Raw genomic sequence first — 21,838 nt, 5'->3', positions numbered from 1 at the left:
GTCAGAGCATCACGCGGTGAGCGAACGCAATGGGCGTTTTCATGCGCGGCGGGGCGTAGGTCGCAATTTTCGATGTCATAACACCGCCCCCCGCCAACGCTTGCGCAAGACGGACCGCGCAGGAAACACCGTCTAGAACGGGGATGTCATGGCGCGCGGCGAGCCGTTCGCCCAGTGTCACCATGCCGGCACAGCCAAGGATGATTGCCTCGGCGCGGTCTTGCACCTTCGCGCGCGTGATCTCGGCGCTCATCGCCTCAATGGCAGCTTCGGGGTTTTCTTCGAGGCCAAGAACGGGGCAGTCGATTGCGCGCACACCCGCGCAGGTCCGGCCAGCGCCGTAGCGCGCGGCGAGGTCTTCGATACGGGGAATGGCGCGGGGAAGGGTGGTGATGATCGTGAACCGCCCCGCCAAAATCATCGCGGTCTGGATCGCGGCTTGGCACAGGCCAATCACCGGCCTCGTCGCGATCTCGCGGGCGGCATGCAGGCCGGGATCGTCGAAACAGGCAATCACATGCGCCTGCGCGCCCTCAAGTTCGGCGGCGGAAATAGCGGCCAGCATGGCGGGCACGGCCAATGCCTCGTCGGCGGCGCCCTCAAGGCTGGGCGGGTTGTCTTTTGGATTTTGCACCAACAGACGCGTACCGGGCGCGGCCGCACCACGCGCGGCATTGGCGATAGCGTCGGTCATTGAGGCGGTCGAATTCGGGTTGATGACGTGGATCAGCATGTCTGTCATCCGCATGTTTGCGCCAAGGCGGCTTTGAGCACCGCATCGCGGTCGGGTGCGACCAACTCAAACTGGCGATCCGCGACGATATAGTTATCGGCATGAAGACGCGCGATCGGCTGGAATGTCTCGGGGTTTGCATATCGCCCGCCCGGCGCGAAGCAATCGGGGCGAATATGCATCGAGACGACTTCCCCCAGAATGATCGCACGTTCGGGCCACTCGATCATACGCTCGACGCGGCACTCCATCGCAACTGGTGCCGTCTCGATAACGGGCGCGTTGGTCTTCTCGCCGCTGCGCGAGGCGAGGCCGGCCGCGGCCAGCTCGTCGATTTCGGGCGGCAAATCGAGGCCACAGATCAGCATCGCCTCCGCCATTGGCAAATCAACCATATGCGCGGTGAATTCACCCGTCGCCCGCAGGTTGGCCATCGTATCTTTCGTGCGGCCATCGGGGCGATCTTGAATGCCAACTGCGACAATCGCGGGATCATGGGAGAAGACGTTGAAAAAACTCATCGGGGCGGCATTGGCGCGGCCCTCGGCATCGCGCGTGGTGATCAGGGCAACAGGGCGCGGCCCCACGAAGTTAGAGAGCAGCCGGTATCGATCCTGCGAAGGCAGGTTACTGAAATCATAGATCATTTTATGCTCCGTTGGGCCGAGGCCCGATATATGCGGCCTTAGCCGTTACTTTGTTGCGCGGCCCATGCCCGCAGCACATCAATCGCCGCATCGGGCAGTGCTTGCTCGGACGGCATATGGCGCGCGCCTAACGTGTGACCGCATTCGTGCCGCAGAAGGCTGACATCGATCGGAAAACGGTTGGATTCGGGCAAGTTTTGCAGCGCGGCGTCGCTTTGGCTCAAGTTGGCGGCGTAATACATTTTGCTGATCCCCGCGATGGCCATTGCGGCCACACAAAGCGCACAGGGCTCGCAGCTGGTGTAGATCTCACATCCGCGCAGATCGACGGTTTTCAGGCGCTGGCAAGCATCGCGGATCGCCTCCGTCTCGCCATGCGAGGTCGGATCGAATTTCTCCAGCGATCTGTTGATCCCTTCACCCACGATCCGCCCGTCTTTGACAACGACTGCGCCGAACGGTTCGGTGCCTTTGGTTTCAAGGGCTTGTGCGGATATTTCAATCGCGCGACGCATGAAATGTTCTTGATACATCTGATATCCTTAACTGAGGCGCGGCAAAAGCCAGGCGTGATCGGGCGACCATGTCAACGCGACGCGGCTGCCGAGTTGGACGGGAAAAACCTCTGACGCATGTTCCAATCGTTGCACGCGGAATTCTGTGCCGGCATCGGAGGCGATGAAAATCGTCTGGGTCGAGCCGACAAAATCCATCCCCACCACGTCGCCCGTGACCAAAGGATCTTGGGGGAAAGATGTTTGGTCAGCGGGGGCCTCAACCGGCCTCATCGTGATGCGGTCTGCGCCGATGACGAAGCCGGCTGTCGCGCCGATTTCGGGCGGCGTTTGTCCTGCGCCAAGCGGCACGCGCATCTGTCCTTCCCTTGTGTCGATGAGGGCGTGGTCGGCTGTCACCGCACGCACCGACCCTTTGAGCAGCGTGTTCATCCCCATGAATTCGGCCACAAACGGCGTTTGCGGGGCGCGGTAGACCTCGCGCGGCGGGCCGGCTTGCTCGATAATCCCGTCCGACATCACAACGATCCGGTCGGCCAGCGCGAAGGCTTCGGATTGCGAATGGGTGACATAGATGAAGGTGATCTTTAGCTCTCGGTGCAATCGCGCCAGCTCGGTTTGCAAATGGATCCGCAAATGCGCGTCCAGCGCCGAGAGAGGTTCGTCCAGCAAAATTATCGAGGGTTGGGTCACCAAAGCGCGCGCGATTGCGACACGCTGGCGCTGGCCGCCCGAGAGTTGCGAGACGGCGCGTTTGCCCATCCCGTTCAGGTTCAGACGCTCCAACCAGTCATTCGCGCGCAGGCGGGCGGATTTCGGCGGGACGCCCTTCATGCGCAGCGGGAAGGCGACATTGTCCTCAACCGAGAGGAAGGGAAATAAAGCGAGGCTTTGCCAGACCATCGGCGTGTCGCGCTCCGCAGCGGAGACCTCCGCCATATCGCGCCCGCCAATGGTGATCTTGCCACCGGTCGGGGTCTCCAGCCCTGCGATCATCCGCAAGGTGGTTGATTTTCCGCATCCCGAGGGGCCCATGAGCGCAACGAATTCGCCTGCCTCGATGTCAAGGTTGATGCCTTTGACGGCATGGTGGCCGGGGTAGCGCATGTCGATATCGCGCAAGCTGACATAGGATTGAGAGGTCATCGGGTTTCCTTTCCGCTGCGTGCGAGCCGCTGCGCGAGTATGACAAGCGTCAGACTGATGATGAGGACGACTGTGCCAATGGCGTTGATTTTTGGATTAACTTGGCCCTGTAACATATTGAGAATACGGACAGGTAAGGTCTCATTCACGCCGCCGACAAACCACGCCACCATGAATTCATCAAACGAGACCGCCGCAGAGAGAAAGAAAGCGGCCAAGATCGACGGGCGACAAAACGGCAACACAACGCGCCCGATCGCCTGCAATCTGGTTGCGCCCAAATTCCACGCCGCCTGTTCCAGATCGGGGCCGAGTTCGGTCAGGCGCAGCCGGATCAGCGCCATTGAGAAGGAGGTCGCAATGGCCGTGTGGCTGACGATGATCGCGCTCACGCTGCCGAAAATCGGGGTGCGCGAGAGGAAGGCAAGCATTGCCATCCCCAAAATCGCCACCGGAACCGCAGGGGGAATTGCCACGGCAATCATCAGCGTCCGTTTGCCGAAAAAGCTGTAGCGGTAGTCGAGATAGGCGGCGCAAAAGCCCAGAGCCGTGGCGAGCGAGGCGGTGCCCAGCCCGACGATGGCGGAGTTTTTAAGCGCGGCAAGGATCATCGGGTCGGCGAGGGCTGCGATGTGCCACTCAAGGCTGAAACCGCCCCAAGGCAGGGTTGGGAACCGGTTTGCATCAAAGCTGAACGCGATGATGACGAGCATTGGCGTGGCGATGAAAAGGGCGAGGCAGGCGAGGTAGAGCGTGCTCATCACGGCGCCGAGCGAGGGAAGATGTTTCATGGCTGGCCCTTTTTCAAAAGGCGCCGCGCAAACGCCAAGCCGAGAAAGGCGAGGGCAGGGAGCGCGAGCATCATAACGCCGATCACCGAGGCGCGCGGCCATTGTGACCCTGATTTGATCGTATCAACGATCAGGATCGAGAGGGTCGGCGGGTTTGATCCGGTCAGAAAAACAGGGCTGCCGTAATCGCCAAACGTGAGCAAAAACGCGGTGCTGGCGGCGAAGACTATGCCGGGGCGGGTGGCGGGGATCAACACGGAGGTGATCAGTCGTGGCCCGTTACACCCCAAGTTCCGCGCGGCCTCAATCAGGCTGCGATCAAGGCCGATGAGGGCGAAGGTCAGGATGAGGATCACGATCGGGAGGGTTAGGGTCATATAGCCGATCTGCAACGAGAGCGCGCCGCCCAAGAGATCTTGCGCAGGCAAGCCAGATGCGATCAGCAGGCTGTTGAGGATCCCTTGGGGCGAGAGCACCACCTGCCATGCGTAGATTTTCAGGATGTAGCTTGAGAAGACGGGCAGGATGAGAAACGCGATCCAGCGGTCGCGCGCGCGCGGGCTCAGGCGCAGGGCGATCGTTTGCGCGGCGGGCCATGCAAAAACCAACGCGAGCACGGTCGCGGTGGAGGCCACGCTAAAGGTATGGATGAAGGCGCGCTGAAAGGCCGAAGACCCGAGGATGCGTTCCCAATTATCCAGAATGAACGCAGGTTGAAGCCGATAGTTGCGCACTTGCCAGAAGGTGACCACCCCCAAAAATCCGAGGGGGAGGACGAAAAAGCAAAGCTGCCAGAGAGCGACAGGCAGGCCCAATGCCACTGGCCCGATCGCGCGCCGCAGTGCTTTGGCGGCGGGGAGGCGGCCGCGCGATGGCGGCCGTCTGGTGGTGGTTTGGGGCGCCTGCATCATGCGCTCTTGAAATCGGACCACAGATCGTTCCAATCTTCAATCGGCTGCATCGAGGGCAGTTGGCGGTAATGGATGCGGCCCTTCTTATATTCGTCCATCACATTGGGCTGATCAAACTGCATTCGCAGAATTTCCGCCTCTTTCGGCATCGTATCATTGAGCAATTTCCAACCCGCCATCGAGGGGATCGATTTCTTGTTGTCCACCTTGGTCGCTTGCAGAACCTGCCCGCGCGGGGAGGTGGTGTATTGAATAAACTTCCGCGCCAGATCGCGCTTTTTCGTGCCTTTGAGGATCGAGAGGCTTTCCGTCCATTGCAGGCCGCCTTCTTCGGGCAAGACCGTATCGACGGGGGCGCCGTCCATCCGTAGGCCGAGGGTGATCCATTCGCCGATCCCGGGGATCAAATGCGCCTGACCGTTGCGCAGGCTGGAGAAGATATCGGCAATTGTGTAGAATCCCGAGGCCTGATCGCGCAGCGAGAACAGCTTGTCCTTCATCGCCTCAAACCCATCCTCCGATAGATCGAATGGCGGCGTGTTTCCGGCCGACAAGCTGACGCAGCCCATGGACGGCAAATACCAATCAAGGAAGCCGACCTTACCCTTCGCCTTATCCGACCACATCACATCGTAGGAGGCGACCTCCTCGGGGCGGTAGAGGTCGGTGTTGTAGGACAGGCCCAGATACCCGAAATCGGTCATCACGCCGTAGAGCTTGTCATCGAACCGATGCAGGGGGAACTTTTGGAATTCCGGCCAAAAATCGTTGAGCGCGTAATCGCTCGGGTCGAGTTCCTCCAGATAATCCGCCTCGTGCAGCAGGTGCATATATTCCGCATCCGCCATCACCATATCAAACGATCCGGCGGGCGATTGGTTCAACACGGCGAGCATCTGATCGCCGCCGACATATTCCTTGATCATGATCTTGCAATTGTTCTCTTTCTCGAATTCTGAGACGAGATAGGGGTCTGCATTGCCGGGCCATGAGAGATAGTTGAGCACTTCCGGCTCTTGCGCATGGGCGGGAGACCACGCGGAGGTTGCGGCCAGCGCGGAAGCAGCAGCGCCGGCGCGCAAGAAACCGCGGCGGCTGAGATCGGTGGGGCGGAAAGACATTGTCGAAAGCTCCTGTCGGGATGGGTGCATATAAATTGCATGCACTATGGCCTTCGATTTCTGAGAATTAACTGCCTGAAATGCGCCGATATGGCGGTGTTTTTTAATTTCGTCCAATGAATGGTCGCTTTTCGGGGCAAAATGCTGACGGTTTGGGCGTATCTTTCCTGTATCGTGCAATAAATAGCATGTGGTTTGTGGTCAAATTGCATGCAATATTTACGCTGATCTACGAATCTAGCATGCCCGCGAAGCTCGATAGTACATCCTGCAAGCTCTCGGTTTTGCGTGGCTCCAAGAGGGCGCGGCCCGCGACTTCTTCGAGATGATGTTCCATCAAACCTGTCGACCGCTCGACATCGCCCGCAATGAGGGCCTCAATGATCTGCCTGTGTTCCTCGATCCCGCAATCCACCGAATGGGGCCGACCATACATCGCCAAAACGAGCGAACACCGCGAAATTGTTTCGGTCAGATAGCGGATCAACAGATGGTTATGCGTCATCTCCGCGAGCTTCAGGTGAAACTCGCCCGCAAGACGGATTGCCATGGCCTCATTTTGTGCTGCGGCGAGCTCTTCTTGATGGAGCATCTCGCGGAGTGTCTTAATTTGCGAGGGCGTGAGATTGCCCGCGAGGTGCCTGACAACCATTCGTTCCAAGCCATGCCGAACGACAAAAACATCGCGCCCTTCTTCAAGGGACGGATTGGCGACAAATGCGCCGCGGTTGGGGCGCAGTTCGACGAGCCCCTCAACCGCGAGGCGTTGCAAGGCCTCGCGTGCGATGGTCCGGCTCGTGCCAAATGACTCGCCTATGGTGTCTTCGGGGAGGCGCATCCCGGGTGCTAGGCGTTGCTCGATGATTGCCTGCCTGAGCGCTTCTTGAACCTTCACCGTGCGGCTGAGGCTTTTGGTTTTGTCGGGGCCCTTGGCTGACTCGGCGGGTTTCATCTCGTCTCCGAACGTTTGTATGCGATGTTGTGATAATCGCGTATGCAGTCCTGCCGTCAATGGGGTGTGGTGGTTGTTTGCGCGATATCATGTTGGTTTCACGCATTTTGACAGGCGGAGAGCGGACCGAGCCTTGAGAAGGGGGGCGGAGACAAGGGTGTCAGGCTACAACCCCAATTTCTTTTTTTTCGTATTGGACCATTTCATGATGATCATATCGAAACTCAGCGCCATCAAAGAGACGCAGATTCCCAGCACGAAGTTTTTGCCCATATCCGCGCCCGCCAACGTTTTTTGCAACTCCTGGCCGAGATCTTGCGTGCCGATGAAAGCCGCGATGATGACCATAAAGAATGCGAACATGATGGCCTGATTAAACCCGACGGCCATCGTCGGCAAAGCCAGCGGCAACTCCACATTCCACAGTTTTTGACGCCGCGTGGCACCCGACATATCTGCCGCTTCGCGCAGTTCTTCGGGCACATTGCGGAGCCCTTCAATCGTGTAACGAACCAGCGGAACCATCGAGAAAATCAGGATGGATAATACCACCGAGGTCGCGGTGATCCCAAATAGCATGATGGTGGGGATGAGATAGATGAAGCTCGGGAAGGTTTGCGCAGTATCGCAAACGAGGACCATCCGACGGGCTGAGACCTCGTTTCGGGCCGCGAAAATCCCAAGAGGAATCCCGATGATTAACGCGATAAAGACCGCTGCCAGCACAGAATACAGCGTGATAATCGAGCGATCCCACCAGCCGGACAGGGCAATCAGGCCAAAGAACGCCATGACGGTGATCGCTTGCAATGTGCCCGCAACCGTCAAGGCCAAGGCCCCGATGATAAGGATAAAGGCCGAGGTCGGGATGCTCAGCAAAGCATCGCGGAACGGGATGAGGATCCAGACGTTAAGGACATAGCGCACCGCGCCGGTTGCGGATTGAATCCATTCGATCGCCAATAGACCTTTGATCATCCGATCGATTTCGGTGCCTTTCGACAAGGCGCTTTGAGGATCAATCTCTGACAGAATGGGCATCACACGTGACAGAGCCAAGGCTCCGACAAATGCGACCAAGGCCATCACGCTATACCTATGGCGACTGTAAAGCGGTGTGCCGCGGTCATGATGCTGCGGTAATTTGGCCACCCACGCCTTTGACATGCGGTCCAGCGTGATCGCTAGCAGCACGATTGTGACGCCGATTTCGAAAGACCGACCGATTTTGAAGCTGCCCATCATTGCCAGTAATTTCGCGCCAAGGCCCGGCATGCCGATGAACGCCGTCAAAACCACCATTGACAGGCAAAGCATGATCACTTGGTTCACGCCGACAAGGATTTCGGTGCGGGCCGCCGGAATGTAGACATGGCGCAGCATCTGCCAGCCCGTGCAGCCGTTCATTTTCCCGGCTTCGACAATTTCGGATGAGACTTTTTGTAAGCCAAGAGTTGTCATCAAGATCATCGGCGGAATCGCGAAAACCGTTGTCGCGACCGCGCCCGCCGTTGGTCCGACTTTGAAGAAGATGACCGCAGGGAGCAGATAGGTGAAGAATGGCAGCGTTTGCAAAACTGCGAGAAGCGGCCGGATCAGGCGGTAGAACAGGGGGGCTTTCCAAGCGAGTATCCCCAAAATAAGCCCGATTGCGGCCGCCAAAGGCACGGCGATGATCAGCACCGACATTGTCTCCATCGCGATATCCCATTGCCCGATGAGCGCCGTCCACACGAATGTCCCGCCCGCCAAGGCGGCGATCCGCCAGCCTCCCAAGTAATAGCCCGCAATCGCTGCGCAGGCCGCGATCGCGCTCCACGGAATAGGCCCAAGGAAGGGCCAGCGGCGTTTGCCGTAGAGAAGGTTTCCCGTCATATCGAGAACAAACTCCAATCCGCCCGTCAGGAAACGCGTGAGCGTAAGCAGCCCCAGATCATCTTTCACGTAGTTAAACACCGTATCCAGCCAGATCGCGAAGGGAGGGATTGCGGTTTCGGGCACACGGTGCAGCCATGCAGGCAGGGCCCCGGAGGCGTGGAGACTGGAGAGAAGGATCGCGAGGGCGAACAGGCCAAGTCCGATCTTCTGCCGCGCTGGAAGGGTGCCGAGACGGGCGATGCTGGGAGCTGTTTTCATCTTCAGCGCGCTTTCAGCAAGATATCGAGGGCGTCGTGACGGGCCATGGCGCCGATCAGGTTTCCCGCTTTCATCACCGGAATCGCATCTCGGGTGTCATGGACGAGCAACCTCGCCAGATCTCGAATGGTGGCATCAAATAACACGGGCTCGCCCGAGGCCGCCAACTCCGGACGCACCAGCCCTCCCGCATGCACGACACGGGCCTTATCAATTTCCTCAGTGAATTTGGCGACATAGTCGGTGGCCGGATTGAGCACGATCTGATCGGGTGTGTCGCATTGCTCGACAGCGCCGTTTTTCATAATCGCAATCCGATCAGCGAGGCGCAGCGCTTCATCGAAGTCATGCGTGATGAAAACGATCGTCTTGCCCATCATCTGACGCAGTCGCAAAAACTCGTCCTGCATTTCGCGGCGGATCAACGGGTCCAATGCCGAAAACGGCTCATCCAGGAACCAGATGTCAGGTTCAATCGCGAGGCTGCGGGCAATGCCCACCCGTTGTTGCTGGCCGCCTGAGAGCTCGCGCGGGAAATAGTCTTCGCGCCCTTCAAGCCCGACAAGTTTGATCACCTCCATCGCACGTTCGCGACGACTGTGGCGGTCTTGTCCGCGCATCTCCATTGGAAAGGCGATATTCTCCAAGACGGTGCGGTGAGGGAGCAGGCCGAAGGATTGGAAGACCATGCCCATTTTATTGCGGCGCAGCTCGATCAATTCTTTTTCAGACAAGGCCCCGATATCTTGCCCGTCGACTTCAATCGTGCCGCTCGTGATGTCATGAAGCCGCGAAAAGCACCGCACAAGCGTTGATTTTCCCGATCCCGATAGCCCCATGATGACGAGGAGTTCGCCGCGTTTCACATCAATCGACACGTCGCGCACACCCGGAATGTAGCCATCCGCGCAGATCTCAGCAAAGCTACGATCCTTATCCATCTTTTTGAGATAGCTGACAGCGTCGTTCCCAAAGATTTTCCAGACATTTTTTGCTGAAATTACCGTGTCGCTCATGGGTGAACCTTCATTTTGAGGGAGCTACGCCCGGCCCATTTGGCCGGACGTAAATTTTGGCTGTCAGTCACTGGCCTGATTATTGCGCGGTCCACGGGCGCCAGATGGACTCATTCTCGCTGATCCAAAGCCGTGCAGCTTCTTCAGGCTCCAATTCGTCCACATCCACCGATTTCGCCATCAATGCGATTTGCGGATTGGTAAATGAAATTTTCTGAAGCGTTGCGTAAGCATCGGGCCATTTTTCTGCCATGCCATCCCATGCCGCTTTCTTGAGGTAGCCCGTCGCGGGATTGCCGCAATCATACGGCGCATCGGGGTTCGGGCCTTTGGCAGGATCCGTGTCGCAACCTTCCTCCCATTCGGGGAACTCGACGAATTCTCCCGGCCAAACCGCCTCTGCAAAGTTAGGCGTCCAGTTGAACACTACAACAGGACGCTTTGCGGCTTCCGCGGCCCCGATCTCCGCCCAGATTGCTGCGGCGGATCCTGCGTTGATAACTTCGAAATCCATGCCCAATGCATCGACCCGCTCTTTGCCGTGTTTCAGCCAATCGACGGGCCCGTCGAGATAGCGACCCTTGCTTCCGGTTTCAGGCGTTGCAAAAATGGCCGCGCATTCGTTGAGGGCTTTCCAGTCGGGCAATCCGGGGCAGGCTTCTTTTGTCCAAAGCGGATACCACCAATCCTCGCGTGTGACCGCGTCATGGTCGCCGGCATCGACGATACCGCCCTTGTCCGTGGCCGCGCGGTAAGAGGCCCCGAAAGCGCCCTCCCACACTTCCATTTCCAACGTGACATCGCCCAAGCGAACCGCTTCATAGACCGCTTGGCTATCGGTGGTTACGTATTCGACATTGAGGCCCATTTCCTCGAAAATTTGCCCGACGACATTCGACATCACAATTTGTGACGACCAGTTATGGATCGGAATTACGATCGGATCTTCACTATCGGCAAAGCTCATAGCGGGAGCAAACCCGATTAGCCCTGTTGCGAGTGCGGTTGTCAGATATTTCATGTGGTCTATCTCCCAATGTGATTTCAGGCATCAAATGAGGTGGTCGCCGCCTTGAAACCGGCTGTACTCACCGTTTTGTGATGTTTCCTTACAGTCAATAAAATTTCTCAAAAATATTTCTTCTGAGAGGGGGAATTTGGAAGATCTGTTAATTATTCAGCAATTATCTCGCAGGCGGCCGTAAATGATGCGCTGGGAATAAGCACTCTTGCGAGGCGGCGATTGAGCACAGTTGGCCTGTGCTACCGGGCTTCGGGTATCAAGCCGTTGTCGCTCTTGTCCGTGAGGGCTAGCGACTTAGCCGTGAAAATACGTGTTTGATCAGGCAGCGCGTCAACGACGCCCTGCCTGTCATGTCGGGTCAAATATGGTTATCCCGCGTAGGCCGCGGCTTGGACGATAGGGCTATGGCTCGAGAGCGTGTTATTTGTCGCTGCGCGCGAGATAGCTCCGCCAATCGCCTAATGCGGTGATGTCTGTCGCATCGCTGGTTGCAAACGCTTCGCAGAGGAAACCTTGCACCTGCCCGCCATCGGCAAGATCGATCGTGCCAAGGCCTAAGGGCGAAGGGATGCCGCTCAAGAAACTACCGACATGTTCAAACGGCAGCGACCAAAGCTCGACCGCGATGCTCGCGCCTGATCCGGCCTCGCCGCGCACCAATCCGGGGCGGGCGGGCGGCCCTCCTGCAAGCGCATAGAAGCGATAGCTGTCGTTGGTTTGGGCCGTCCCGAGATAGACCGCGTTCCGGTCGGTGAGCTGATGGTTCAGGGGCAAACCCGTCATATGCGCGCCGCAAACCGCAAGGGTCAGGCCGGCTTGATGCGCATTAGGGAGAGGGGCTGGCGGTTTGAATTGCCAAGGCGTTGCGCCGAGAGTGCGATGTCCGGCCGCCTCCAAAGTCAGGGCGAGGGAGGCGATTTCGGCGTCTTGACCGGCCTTGGCCAGCAGGGTGACGCTTCCCGGACGTCCATCGGCGCGACGCGGCACGGGGACCGCGATGCCGCACATATTGAGCAGGTTCACGAAGTTTGTATAGGTCCCGAAATCGGAATTTGGCCCGATCGGATCGGCCTCCAATTCTTTGACGGTGTGGAAGGTCGGGATCGTGGGGACACAGAGCAGATCGACCTCCGCTAACACGGGCTCCGCCACGCGGGCGAGCTCTTTAAGCCTGTAGATCCCCCGAAAGGCATCGGCGGCTGATAGGCCCTCGGCCTTGCAAATCACCTGACGGGTCACAGGCAGGATCGCCTCGGGGTCGTTTGCGAGCAAATCCTCAATCACCGTATAGCGTTCGGCGACCCACGCGCCCTCATAGAGCATGGAGGCGACATCGTAGAGCGGGGTGAAATCGATCTCTCGGATCTCCGCCCCTTGCGCGCGCAGCAGTTGAACGGCGGCGTCAAACGAGGCTTCTTGGAGGGTGTCGCCGGAAAATCGAATGGTGTCGGGGGAAGGGATGCCGATGACCGGATTGGGTTTGGGGGCGCGCAGTTCAGGCGCGATCACGGCGCGCGCGAACGCATCGCCCGCGTCATACGCGCAGGCCACGCGAAACGCGGCATAGGCATCCGAGACGGTCAGGGCGAAGATCGAGATCGTCTCAACTGACCTGCACGCGGGGACAACACCGCTGGCAGACAGCGCGCCGAGGGTGGGCTTCAGGCCCACGATATTGTTCAGGGCGGCGGGCACACGGCCCGATCCCGCGGTGTCCGTGCCCAGCGAGAAAGCGACGATCCCATGTCCCACTGCGACGCCCGATCCGCCCGAGGATCCGCCCGGAACGATGTCTGGATCAATCGAGTTGCGCGGTGCGCCGTAGGGCGTGCGCACCCCGACGAGGCCGGTGGCGAATTGATCGAGGTTGGTTTTGCCGATGAAAATTGCGCCCGCCGCGCGCAATTGGGCGATGACAAACGCATCTTTTGACGGGGTATAGGCGTAGGCGGGGCAGCCTGCGGTCGTTTCAAACCCTGCCACATCGATATTGTCTTTGACGGCGAAAGGCACACCCCAAAGCGGCTTGGACGGATCAAACGCCCCTAAAGCGCGCGCCTCCTCCTGCGCCAGCTCTTGCGTTTGCAGGGCCAGAAAGATGCATGGATCGTTGACCGAACGAAGGCGTTCATAGGCCTGCGCAACGACGTCGACGGGCGACACGCCACGCGCGTAAGCTGCGTGCAAGTCGGGAATGGTCATTGGAATATCTGACATCTTTGGGTTCTTCCGCAAATAGCTCGGGGCAAAACTGGCGCATGACGCTGTGTCATCCGCTCGCTCCTTACTGGTCGGATGTTGTGCTGCGCATTTCAAATGCTAAGAATTCACAAAACCGCTGCAAAAAATGCAGCGCTAAGTTTAGGGGCGGGCAAACTATGAAACATCTTCAGACATTCCGGTATATTGAGGGCGTCGCGCGGGCAGGCTCCATTCGCAAGGCGGCGGATGATATGAACATCACCGCCTCTGCGCTCAACCGTCGGATTCAGCGGTTTGAGGAGGAATTCGGCGGCGAAATTTTTGAGCGCTTGCCACGCGGGGTGCGCCTCAATCCGGCCGGCGAGCTTTTGATGCAGCATTTTTTGATGCAGGAGTCAGATCTGCGCCGCGTGCGCAGCCAAGTGGCGGATCTGTCTGGCGAGCGGCGCGGCCATGTCACCGTCGCGTGTTCGCAAGCGCTCATCCCGTATTTCCTGCCCGCACATATCGCGGCCTATCGCCGTGAGCATCCGGGAGTGACGTTTTCCGTGCAGGTGCGGGACCGTGAGGCGGCGGAGCATGATCTTGCCACCTTCAAAAGCGATCTCGCCCTGGTGTTCGAGCCTGTGCATCTCGTTGATCTGGATGTTTTGATGCGCATCCCGCAGGTTATTCATGCGATTATGCGGCGCGATCATCCGCTGGCCGCGAAATCTGAAGTGCGCCTGCGCGAGTGCCTTGATGAGCCGCATGTGATCCCTTCGCGGCGGTATGGCGTGCGCGCAATGCTGGATGATGCGGCCGCGCGGGGATCGCGCCCGATGCGCCCTATTGCGAAATCCGACAGCTTCGAATTCATGCGCCACTACGTGCGCCATGAGAATGCGATTGCGTTCCAGATCCCGATTGGTCTCGACATGACAGGATGCGTCGACCTCACATCGCGGCCGATCTCTGTGCGGGATGTTGCGGCAGGGAATCTGGTGCTGTGCCAATTGCGAGGGCGGACGCTTCCGGTGGCCTCCGCGCGATTTGGCATGACGTTATCACGTGCCTTGGAGGGATTGGCGGCCGAGGCTTGACCCTGAGTTAACCGCAGCCCCGATCCGACCGCTGCATTTTTTGCACCGCTTTGTCGAAAATTAAGCAGACGTAATCACCGCTCAAACTTCGTAGCCTCTGATTCATCGAAACCGCATGCTCACCTGTCAGAGCAGCGCATCAGCCGTTGGAGCAACGAATGACCAATATGACCTCCCTCAATCGTCGGCGATTCCTTGGCACATCCGCCGCCGCCTTTGGCGCAGCCACGCTCGGTGGTTTTGCACGCCCCGCAATGGCGGCTGATCCGCTGACGGTTGGATTTATCTATGTCGGCCCGAAAGATGACTTTGGCTACAACCAAGCCCATGCGGAAGGCGCTGCGGCGGTGAAAGCGATGGCGGGTGTCACCGTTTTGGAAGAGGAAAACGTGCCCGAAAGTCAGGACGTGCAGAATTCCATGGAGTCGATGATCAATTTCGACGGCGCGAAGCTGATCTTCCCGACCTCGTTTGGCTATTATAACCCGCATGTTCTTGAGGTCGCGCCCAAGCATCCTGATGTCCGGTTCGAGCATTGCGGTGGTTTGTGGTCCGAGGGCAACCCCTCGAACGCGGGATCATATTTCGGCTATATCGGCATGGGCCAATATTTGAACGGCGTTGCAGCCGGTCATGCGACCAAGACCAAGAAGATCGGCTTTGTCGCGGCGAAACCGATCCCGCAAGTCTTAAACAACATCAACTCGTTCTTGCTGGGCGCGCGCTCTGTTGACCCGACAATCGTCTGTCAGGTGATTTTCACGGGCGAATGGTCGTTGGCGGTTAAAGAGGCGGAGGCGACGAACGCTCTTGCGGATCAGGGCTGTGATGTTGTGACCTGCCACGTTGATGGCCCCAAGGTCGTCTGCGAGACCGCCGTTGCGCGCGGGATGTATGTTTGCGGATATCACGCCGATCAAACGCCGATCGCGGGCGACAAATATCTGACCGGTGCCGAATGGAATTGGGCAAATGTTTACACCGATATGGTGGCCAAAACCATTGCAGGCGAGCCGATCCCGAACTTCGTGCGGGGTGGTTTGGCGGATGGTTTCATCAAAATGAGCCCGCTTGGCCCCGCAGTAAGCGATGCCGCACGTGCCCAGTTCGAGGCCGTCAAAGCCGAGATCATCGCAGGCGGGTTCGCCGCGATCAAAGGACCGCTTAAAGATAACAAGGGCAATGTGGTTGCAGCGGCAGGTAAGTCCTTCGTTGAAACCGATGTCGCGATCGAGAGCATGGATTACCTCGTCGAGGGCGTCCTTGGGTCGACGAGCTAACATGGCTGTCGATCTCGCCATGAAGCCGAGCGCATCCGTAGCTCAGACCCTTCGGGGTCTGATGCTGCGGGCAGAGGCCGTCGTGATCCCGATTGGCGCTTTGTTGGCCGGGTTCGCGGCTTTCAGCCTATTTCTGCTTTTGCTCGGCAAATCGCCCGTCGAATTCTACCAACTTGTTTGGAAAGCTGGGTTCTCATCGGCGTTCTCTTGGCAAAACACGCTTTCGCGTGTGGCACCTTTGGTTTTGGCCGCGCTTTGCGTCGCGCTTCCCGCGCGGCTGGGCTTGGTTGTGATCGGGGGCGAGGGGGCGATTGTGTTGGGGGGGCTTGCGGCTGCGATGACGGGGACGGCGGTTGTCGGTCTGCCGGTCTGGTTGGGCATGTCGGCGATGGCTGTGAGCGCGATGATCATCGGCGGGATCTGGATCGGTGTGGTGGGCGCGCTGCGGATCAAACGTGGCGTGAACGAGACGATTGCATCGCTCCTGATGGCCTATATCGGTATTGCTCTGCTTAATCATTTCGTCGAGGGCCCGTTCCGTGATCCGGCGTCGATGAACAAGCCCTCGACCATTCCGTTAATCGACACGTTGCGTGTTGGGACGATGCCAATCCTCCCGTCGCATTGGGGTATTTTGGCAGGGGTGCTCGCGTGCGTGTTTGCTTGGGTGCTGATTGAGCGGACAACCCTTGGCTTTGCGGCGCGCATCGCGGGGGATAACGTGCGCGCGGCGCAGGTACAGGGATTGCCGGTCAGCCGTCTGGTGATTGGTTTCACCGCGCTCGGCGGGGCGTTCGCGGGCTTGGCGGGCTATTATGAGGTTGCGGCGGTGCACGGCTCTGCGAATGCATCCCTCATTGCCGGTTATGGATATACCGGCATCCTGATTGCGTTCCTCGCGCGTCACAATCCGATCGCGATTTTGCCCGTCGCGGTGTTGTTCGGCGGTTTTGAGGCCTCCAGCGGATTGGTGCAGCGGCGCATGGAGTTACCGGATGCGACCATTCTCGTCTTTGAGGGGATCGTGTTTCTCATCATCTTGTTGAGCGAGACACTCTACGGCCGCATGCGCATTTTCACAGCCGCCTTTGGGGAGAAACGATAATGGAACCCGTTGATGTTGGACTTTGGGGTGTGCCGATCGCCATTTTGGGCGGGGCGATCCGTGTGTCGACACCGTTCATCTTCGTCTCTCTGGGCGAGGTGCTGACCGAGCGATCGGGTCGTTTCAATCTGGGTCTGGAAGGCACGTTGGTCTTTGGCGCGATGAGCGGCTATGCCGTCGCCTATGAAACAGGCAGCGCTTTTGCGGGGGTGTTGGCGGCGGCGCTCATCGGCGCTTGCTTTGGCTTGCTGCATGGTTGGATTTGTAAGTTCAAAGGCGTCAACGATATCGCGGTGGGCATCGCGATGATGATGCTGGGCATGGGGCTCGCGTTTTTCTTTGGCAAACCCTACATCCAGCCCCAAGCGCCTGACCTGCCCGCGATCAACTTCGGATTTTGGTCGGATATTCCGCAGCTCCGCGCGGCGCTACAGGTGAATATCTTGTTCATCGTGGGCGGGCTGCTCGCTGTCGCAATGGCGTGGATGCTGCGTTCAACGAAGATCGGCCTGACGCTGCGCGTTGTCGGGGATAGCACGGATGCGGCGCGGGCGATGGGGATCAATCCTGACCGCGTGCGACTTTTGGCGACAGGAGCGGGCGGCGCGCTGGCCGGCGTAGGGGGCGCGTATCTTTCGCTTTATTATCCGGGCAGCTGGACGGAAGGCATTTCGTCGGGGCAGGGCCTGATGGCGATTGCGCTGGTGATCTTTGCACGCTGGAACCCGATCAATTGTTTCTGGGCTGCCTTGCTCTTTGGCGGCGCGGGTGCGCTTGGCCCTGCGTTGCAATCCGTCGGGGTGTCCGAGGGATATTACCTGTTTTTCGCAGCGCCTTACGCGCTCACGCTCGGGCTTTTGATCGTCACGAGTTCGCTGGATCGCGCCGTGCAAGGCGCACCGCTTGCACTGACACTGACCAAATAGTCGTTGGTAAATAAGGAGACGCAAGATGAATGGTTTAGGTGGTTTGAATAAGTCCGATCAGGGCGTTGTCATCGGGATGGTGCAACTGCAACTGCCGGTCGTTGAGACCAAGGCACAGCTGACTGCCCAAACTGCGCGCGTTGTGGAACTGGTTGCTAAAGCGCGCCGCAATATGGCGACGATGGATTTGGTCGTCTTCCCCGAATATATGCTGCACGGGTTATCGATGGATACGAACCCCGAGATCATGTGCAGCATGGACGGGCCGGAGGTTGCCCAGCTCAAGCAAGCCTGTATCGATAACGCTATCTGGGGATGCTTCTCGATTATGGAGCTGAACCCGGGCGGCTATCCTTACAACACGGGGCTGATTATCGACCCGCAAGGCGAAGTTCAGCTTTACTACCGCAAGATGCACCCGTGGGTGCCGGTGGAGCCGTGGGAACCGGGCGATGGCGGCATTCCGGTCTGTGTCGGCCCGAATGGTGCTAAGATCGGGTTGATTATCTGTCACGACGGTATGTTCCCCGAGATGGCCCGCGAGGCCGCCTATAAGGGCGCGGAGATCATGATCCGGACGGCCGGATATACCGCGCCGATGCGCGAGGCATGGCGTTTCACGAACCAGACCAACAGTTTTTGCAACCTGATGATCACGGCCAATGTGTGCATGTGCGGATCGGATGGCACGTTCGACAGCATGGGCGAGGCGATGATCATCGACCATGAAGGCACGGTGATCGCGCATGGGAAAACGGGGCGTGTCGATGAAATCATCACCGCCGAAGTGCGTCCCGATATCGTTCGCGAAGCGCGGATCGGCTGGGGCGTCGAGAACAACCCGTATCAGTTCGGGCATCGCGGCTATGTTGCGGTGAAAGGCGGCGCACAGGATTGCCCCTATACATACATGACCGATCTGGCAAAGGGGGAATACCGCCTGCCATGGGAGGACGAGGTCAAGGTGACCGATGGTACAAGCTGCGGCTTCCCACGACCAAACCGCAAATTCGGCGAGCGGGAGATGGACCAGTGACGAAAATCCAGAGCCACCCTTACGCGTGGCCCTACAACGGTGACCTGCGCCCTGAAAACACGGCGTTGATTATCATTGATATGCAGACAGATTTTTGCGGGGTCGGGGGCTATGTCGATCACATGGGATACGATCTTTCCCTGACGCAAGCCCCGATCGCGCCAATCAAAGCTCTGCTCACGGATATGCGCGCGAAAGGGTATCACATCATCCACACGCGCGAGGGGCATCGCCCTGATCTGGCGGATTTGCCGCCCAACAAACGGTGGCGCAGTCAACAAATGGGCGCGGGGATCGGCGATGCGGGCCCCTGCGGCAGGATCTTGATCCGCGGGGAGGCGGGGTGGGATATTATCCCCGAGCTTTATCCTTTGCCGGGCGAGTGCATTATCGACAAGCCGGGGAAGGGGAGTTTCTACGCAACGGATCTGGAATTGATCTTGCGCACCAAGGGGATCGAAAACTTGATCCTGACGGGCATCACCACCGATGTCTGCGTGTCCACCACCCAACGTGAGGCGAATGATCGCGGGTTTGAATGTCTGGTGGTGGAGGATTGTTGCGGCGCTACCGATCCGGCGAACCACGCAGCGGCGATCAAGATGGTGACGATGCAAGGCGGCGTCTTTGGTGCGGTCACGACAAGCGACGATCTGATCGCGGGGCTGCCCAAATGAGCGCGCTCAAAGTCACGAAGGGCGGGGCGATCAGCGTCGAAGCCATCGGAATGACGATGCGCTTTGGCGATTTCACCGCGCTTGACAACGTCTCTTTGAAAATTCCGGCGGGCACATTTCACGCCCTTTTGGGGGAGAATGGCGCGGGCAAGTCGACGCTGGTGAAATGTTTGATGGGCTTCAACCGCGCGACGAGTGGCGAGATGCTCGTCGCCGGATCGCAGGTGCATATGACTGATCCCAAAGCCGCGCAGGCGCTGGGCATGGGGATGGTGTATCAGCATTTTACCTTGGTGCCGGCCCTGACGGGGGCTGAAAACCTCGTTATCAGTCGCGCTGATACGCCTCATATGATTGATTGGGCGCATGAGCACCGCGCGCTAGCGGCCTTCATGGAGACAATGCCGTTTCAAGTCCCCCTGACCGTGCCGGTCCGGCAACTGGCGGCGGGTGAGAAGCAAAAGCTGGAGATCGTAAAACAGCTCTATCTCGGGAACCGGTTCCTGATCTTGGACGAGCCGACATCGGTTCTCACACCCGCCGAGGCGGATGAGGTTCTTGGGCATGTGCGCGCGATGACGACTGCGGGCGCGCTCACGGTGTTGATGATCTCGCATAAATTCCGTGAGGTGACGGCCTTTGCCGACGACGTAACGATCTTGCGGCGCGGAAAATATGTCGCGGGCGGATCGGTGGCCACGATGTCGATTGAGGAGATGAGCAGCAAGATGATGGGGGCGGCGCCGGTAATCAGCAGCCGTAAACGTGTCGATACGCCCAGCAACCCTGTTTTGAGCCTGCAAAGGATTAAAGCGCAGGATCGCAGCGGTCTGAAAACGATTGAGATCGACGACATGACGCTTAATTCCGGCGAGATTTTGGGCATCGCCGGAATTTCGGGAAACGGGCAGATGGAGTTGATGGAAATTCTGACGGGCCAGCGCCGCTATCAAGACGGCACTATTTTGGCGCATGGCGTTCCTTACAAGGCCACACGTGCCGAGGCGCGCGCCCACAAAATCAGGTATCTTCCCGAAGAGCCGCTGCGCAATGCTTGCGCGCCTAAAATGAGTGTCGCTGAAAATCTGGCGTTCAAAATGTTCGATGCGGGCAAGGATGGGAAACCGGTGTTTTGGCGCAATCGCCGCGCGATGGCACGCAACGCCGTCGATTTGATCGCAGAGTTTCAGGTCAAAACAACTTCGCCTGAGGCGCGCATCGCGTCTTTGTCGGGCGGTAATGTCCAGCGCGCGGTTTTGGGGCGAGAACTCACGGGAGAGGTAAATGCGTTGGTCGTGTCAAACCCGTGCTTCGGTCTGGATTTCGGGGCGGTTTCGGCCATCCGCGACAGGCTCATGGAGGCGCGCAACAAAGGGACGGGCGTACTTTTGATCAGCGAGGATCTTGACGAGATCATGGAGCTTTCGGACCGCATCTTGGTGATGTCCGAAGGCAAGATCACCTATGAGACGACGGGTGCTGCGGCCGATGTGGCCGAAATCGGCAAACATATGGCGGGTCATTGAGCATGGGATCGATAAAGGCGGCACCATTCGATTTTCTGCTGATCCCGGATCACGTGGCATTGGTCGTGATCGATATGCAGCGGGATTTCATTGAGCCGGGCGGGTTCGGCGCAAGTCTCGGCAATGATGTCTCGCGGGTGCAAGCGATTGTGCCAACGGTTGCGCGGCTGCTCAACGGGTTTCGGGCGCGGGGCCTTCCGGTGTTCCATACCCGCGAATGTCATCTCCCCGATTTGTCGGATTGCCCGCCTGCGAAGCGATCTCGTGGCAATCCGTCGTTACGGATCGGGGACGAGGGGGCGATGGGGCGGGTGCTCATCAAAGGGGAACGCGGCGCGGAAATCGTCCCGCAACTTGCGCCAATTGCAGGCGAGTTGACGATCGACAAGCCGGGGAAAGGCGCGTTTTACGGGACATCGTTTGGTGAGGCGCTTGCGTCAAAAGGGATCACCCAGCTCGTTTTCGCGGGCGTGACGACCGAGGTCTGCGTGCAGACGACGATGCGAGAGGCGAATGATCGCGGGTTTGAGTGCCTCCTCGCGACGGATGCAACGGAGAGTTACTTTCCTGCGTTCAAGGCGGCCGCGATTGAGATGATTGTCGCACAAGGCGGCATCGTCGGCTGGGCGGCAACCACGGATGCGATTTTGGAGGCGTTGGATGTCTGATGCGAACATAAGTCTTCCGAGGGTTTTCACCAACCTTCTGCCTGACGGCTGGGCGAACATGACATACGAGCCTTTCCGGGAGGGGGTTGAAATCTGCCATTTGTGGCGCGGTGGGCCGGATGTCGCGCTGCTGCGCTATGCGGCAGGCGCCTCCGTTCCGCGTCATCGTCACCTCGGGCTTGAGACAATCATCGTCTTATCGGGAAGCCAGAGCGATGATCACGGCCGCTACAAGGCTGGATCGGTTGTGTTCAACCCTGCTGGCAGCGAGCATGAAGTCTGGTCAGAGGACGGCTGCACCGTATTGATCCAGTGGGAACGACCCGTGGAATTCTTGGGTTAGC

At 58.7% G+C, this 21,838-nt stretch carries 21 protein-coding genes; 9 read left to right on the top strand and 12 right to left on the bottom strand.

The genetic code is table 11. The features are described 5' to 3' along the window. Position 1 precedes the first annotated feature (1 nt). The 12 genes from SJY32_RS07615 to atzF form a co-directional block, all read right to left on the bottom strand. The gene (locus tag SJY32_RS07615; protein WP_376873497.1) at positions 2-748 is read right to left on the bottom strand and encodes an aspartate/glutamate racemase family protein; all 747 of its coding nucleotides are present in this window, start codon (positions 746-748) and stop codon (positions 2-4) included. Continuing rightward, entirely contained in the window at positions 739-1,380 is a 642-nt protein-coding gene (locus SJY32_RS07610; protein ID WP_376873495.1) for a flavin reductase family protein, read from the bottom strand. Before SJY32_RS07610 ends, SJY32_RS07615 begins: the two co-directional genes overlap by 10 nt. 38 nt (positions 1,381-1,418) lie before the next feature. Continuing rightward, entirely contained in the window at positions 1,419-1,913 is a 495-nt protein-coding gene (locus tag SJY32_RS07605) for a nucleoside deaminase (RefSeq protein ID WP_376873493.1), read from the bottom strand. 9 nt (positions 1,914-1,922) lie between these two features. Further along, entirely contained in the window at positions 1,923-3,041 is a 1,119-nt protein-coding gene (locus tag SJY32_RS07600) for an ABC transporter ATP-binding protein (RefSeq protein ID WP_376873491.1), read from the bottom strand. Further along, a complete protein-coding gene (locus SJY32_RS07595) occupies positions 3,038-3,832 on the bottom strand; it encodes an ABC transporter permease (RefSeq protein WP_376873489.1) in 795 nt (264 codons plus the stop codon). Before SJY32_RS07595 ends, SJY32_RS07600 begins: the two co-directional genes overlap by 4 nt. Beyond that, on the bottom strand, positions 3,829-4,740 hold the full coding sequence (locus SJY32_RS07590) for an ABC transporter permease (protein ID WP_376873487.1): 912 nt from the start codon (positions 4,738-4,740) through the stop codon (positions 3,829-3,831). The genes SJY32_RS07595 and SJY32_RS07590 overlap by 4 nt, the downstream gene beginning before the upstream one ends. Further along, positions 4,740-5,864 (bottom strand): PotD/PotF family extracellular solute-binding protein, encoded by a 1,125-nt coding sequence (locus SJY32_RS07585; protein ID WP_376873485.1) that lies wholly within the window; start codon positions 5,862-5,864, stop codon positions 4,740-4,742. Before SJY32_RS07585 ends, SJY32_RS07590 begins: the two co-directional genes overlap by 1 nt. 229 nt (positions 5,865-6,093) lie before the next feature. Continuing rightward, on the bottom strand, positions 6,094-6,816 hold the full coding sequence (locus tag SJY32_RS07580; RefSeq protein WP_376873483.1) for a GntR family transcriptional regulator: 723 nt from the start codon (positions 6,814-6,816) through the stop codon (positions 6,094-6,096). Positions 6,817-6,981: 165 nt separating this feature from the next. Continuing rightward, positions 6,982-8,952 carry an ABC transporter permease gene (locus tag SJY32_RS07575; protein WP_376873482.1) on the bottom strand — a complete coding sequence of 657 codons (1,971 nt, stop codon included), beginning with the start codon at positions 8,950-8,952 and terminating at the stop codon, positions 6,982-6,984. 2 nt (positions 8,953-8,954) lie between these two features. After that, positions 8,955-9,968 (bottom strand): glycine betaine/L-proline ABC transporter ATP-binding protein, encoded by a 1,014-nt coding sequence (locus tag SJY32_RS07570; protein ID WP_376873480.1) that lies wholly within the window; start codon positions 9,966-9,968, stop codon positions 8,955-8,957. 79 nt (positions 9,969-10,047) lie between these two features. Then, entirely contained in the window at positions 10,048-10,989 is a 942-nt protein-coding gene (locus SJY32_RS07565) for an ABC transporter substrate-binding protein (protein ID WP_376873478.1), read from the bottom strand. A gap of 423 nt (positions 10,990-11,412) precedes the next feature. Further along, positions 11,413-13,209, bottom strand: a complete 1,797-nt coding sequence (gene atzF / locus SJY32_RS07560) for an allophanate hydrolase (protein ID WP_376873476.1) — start codon at positions 13,207-13,209, stop codon at positions 11,413-11,415. 161 nt (positions 13,210-13,370) lie between these two features. Between atzF and SJY32_RS07555 the strand changes: the two genes are divergently transcribed. The 9 genes from SJY32_RS07555 (at position 13,371) to SJY32_RS07515 (ending at position 21,837) form a co-directional block, all read left to right on the top strand. Beyond that, positions 13,371-14,276, top strand: coding sequence for a LysR family transcriptional regulator (locus SJY32_RS07555; protein ID WP_376873474.1), 906 nt, complete (start codon positions 13,371-13,373; stop codon positions 14,274-14,276). Between the two features lie 158 nt (positions 14,277-14,434). Then, complete coding sequence (locus SJY32_RS07550) at positions 14,435-15,556, top strand: BMP family ABC transporter substrate-binding protein (RefSeq protein ID WP_376873472.1); 1,122 nt, start codon at positions 14,435-14,437, stop codon at positions 15,554-15,556. Position 15,557: 1 nt separating this feature from the next. Further along, on the top strand, positions 15,558-16,661 hold the full coding sequence (locus SJY32_RS07545; RefSeq protein ID WP_376873470.1) for an ABC transporter permease: 1,104 nt from the start codon (positions 15,558-15,560) through the stop codon (positions 16,659-16,661). Continuing rightward, a complete protein-coding gene (locus SJY32_RS07540; RefSeq protein ID WP_376873468.1) occupies positions 16,661-17,587 on the top strand; it encodes an ABC transporter permease in 927 nt (308 codons plus the stop codon). Before SJY32_RS07545 ends, SJY32_RS07540 begins: the two co-directional genes overlap by 1 nt. Positions 17,588-17,612: 25 nt before the next feature. Next, positions 17,613-18,623, top strand: a complete 1,011-nt coding sequence (locus SJY32_RS07535; protein WP_376873466.1) for a formamidase — start codon at positions 17,613-17,615, stop codon at positions 18,621-18,623. Further along, positions 18,620-19,300: a cysteine hydrolase family protein gene (locus SJY32_RS07530; protein ID WP_376873464.1), complete on the top strand. Its 681-nt coding sequence runs from the start codon at positions 18,620-18,622 to the stop codon at positions 19,298-19,300. The genes SJY32_RS07535 and SJY32_RS07530 overlap by 4 nt, the downstream gene beginning before the upstream one ends. Further along, positions 19,297-20,826: an ABC transporter ATP-binding protein gene (locus SJY32_RS07525; protein WP_376873462.1), complete on the top strand. Its 1,530-nt coding sequence runs from the start codon at positions 19,297-19,299 to the stop codon at positions 20,824-20,826. Before SJY32_RS07530 ends, SJY32_RS07525 begins: the two co-directional genes overlap by 4 nt. 2 nt (positions 20,827-20,828) lie before the next feature. Next, positions 20,829-21,494, top strand: coding sequence for a cysteine hydrolase family protein (locus SJY32_RS07520; RefSeq protein ID WP_376873460.1), 666 nt, complete (start codon positions 20,829-20,831; stop codon positions 21,492-21,494). Next, positions 21,487-21,837, top strand: coding sequence for a cupin domain-containing protein (locus tag SJY32_RS07515; protein ID WP_376873458.1), 351 nt, complete (start codon positions 21,487-21,489; stop codon positions 21,835-21,837). Before SJY32_RS07520 ends, SJY32_RS07515 begins: the two co-directional genes overlap by 8 nt. The last annotated feature ends 1 nt before the right edge of the window (position 21,838 follow it).

The organism is Albirhodobacter sp. R86504, assembly GCF_042466415.1.
Classification (GTDB): Bacteria; Pseudomonadota; Alphaproteobacteria; order Rhodobacterales; family Rhodobacteraceae; genus Albirhodobacter.
The sequence above is the reverse complement of the archived record's forward strand: the minus strand, read 5'-3'. Positions and strand labels throughout refer to the sequence as shown.

What these genes read in the sequence shown, in the direction of transcription:
- SJY32_RS07615 (WP_376873497.1), bottom strand. Translation starts at nt 748, where the DNA reads ATGCGGATGACAGACATGCTGATCCACGTCATCAACCCGAATTCGACC.
- SJY32_RS07610 (WP_376873495.1), bottom strand. Translation starts at nt 1,380, where the DNA reads ATGATCTATGATTTCAGTAACCTGCCTTCGCAGGATCGATACCGGCTG.
- SJY32_RS07605 (WP_376873493.1), bottom strand. Translation starts at nt 1,913, where the DNA reads ATGTATCAAGAACATTTCATGCGTCGCGCGATTGAAATATCCGCACAA.
- SJY32_RS07600 (WP_376873491.1), bottom strand. Translation starts at nt 3,041, where the DNA reads ATGACCTCTCAATCCTATGTCAGCTTGCGCGATATCGACATGCGCTAC.
- SJY32_RS07595 (WP_376873489.1), bottom strand. Translation starts at nt 3,832, where the DNA reads ATGAAACATCTTCCCTCGCTCGGCGCCGTGATGAGCACGCTCTACCTC.
- SJY32_RS07590 (WP_376873487.1), bottom strand. Translation starts at nt 4,740, where the DNA reads ATGCAGGCGCCCCAAACCACCACCAGACGGCCGCCATCGCGCGGCCGC.
- SJY32_RS07585 (WP_376873485.1), bottom strand. Translation starts at nt 5,864, where the DNA reads ATGTCTTTCCGCCCCACCGATCTCAGCCGCCGCGGTTTCTTGCGCGCC.
- SJY32_RS07580 (WP_376873483.1), bottom strand. Translation starts at nt 6,816, where the DNA reads ATGAAACCCGCCGAGTCAGCCAAGGGCCCCGACAAAACCAAAAGCCTC.
- SJY32_RS07575 (WP_376873482.1), bottom strand. Translation starts at nt 8,952, where the DNA reads ATGAAAACAGCTCCCAGCATCGCCCGTCTCGGCACCCTTCCAGCGCGG.
- SJY32_RS07570 (WP_376873480.1), bottom strand. Translation starts at nt 9,968, where the DNA reads ATGAGCGACACGGTAATTTCAGCAAAAAATGTCTGGAAAATCTTTGGG.
- SJY32_RS07565 (WP_376873478.1), bottom strand. Translation starts at nt 10,989, where the DNA reads ATGAAATATCTGACAACCGCACTCGCAACAGGGCTAATCGGGTTTGCT.
- atzF (WP_376873476.1), bottom strand. Translation starts at nt 13,209, where the DNA reads ATGTCAGATATTCCAATGACCATTCCCGACTTGCACGCAGCTTACGCG.
- SJY32_RS07555 (WP_376873474.1), top strand. Translation starts at nt 13,371, where the DNA reads ATGAAACATCTTCAGACATTCCGGTATATTGAGGGCGTCGCGCGGGCA.
- SJY32_RS07550 (WP_376873472.1), top strand. Translation starts at nt 14,435, where the DNA reads ATGACCAATATGACCTCCCTCAATCGTCGGCGATTCCTTGGCACATCC.
- SJY32_RS07545 (WP_376873470.1), top strand. Translation starts at nt 15,558, where the DNA reads ATGGCTGTCGATCTCGCCATGAAGCCGAGCGCATCCGTAGCTCAGACC.
- SJY32_RS07540 (WP_376873468.1), top strand. Translation starts at nt 16,661, where the DNA reads ATGGAACCCGTTGATGTTGGACTTTGGGGTGTGCCGATCGCCATTTTG.
- SJY32_RS07535 (WP_376873466.1), top strand. Translation starts at nt 17,613, where the DNA reads ATGAATGGTTTAGGTGGTTTGAATAAGTCCGATCAGGGCGTTGTCATC.
- SJY32_RS07525 (WP_376873462.1), top strand. Translation starts at nt 19,297, where the DNA reads ATGAGCGCGCTCAAAGTCACGAAGGGCGGGGCGATCAGCGTCGAAGCC.
- SJY32_RS07520 (WP_376873460.1), top strand. Translation starts at nt 20,829, where the DNA reads ATGGGATCGATAAAGGCGGCACCATTCGATTTTCTGCTGATCCCGGAT.
- SJY32_RS07515 (WP_376873458.1), top strand. Translation starts at nt 21,487, where the DNA reads ATGTCTGATGCGAACATAAGTCTTCCGAGGGTTTTCACCAACCTTCTG.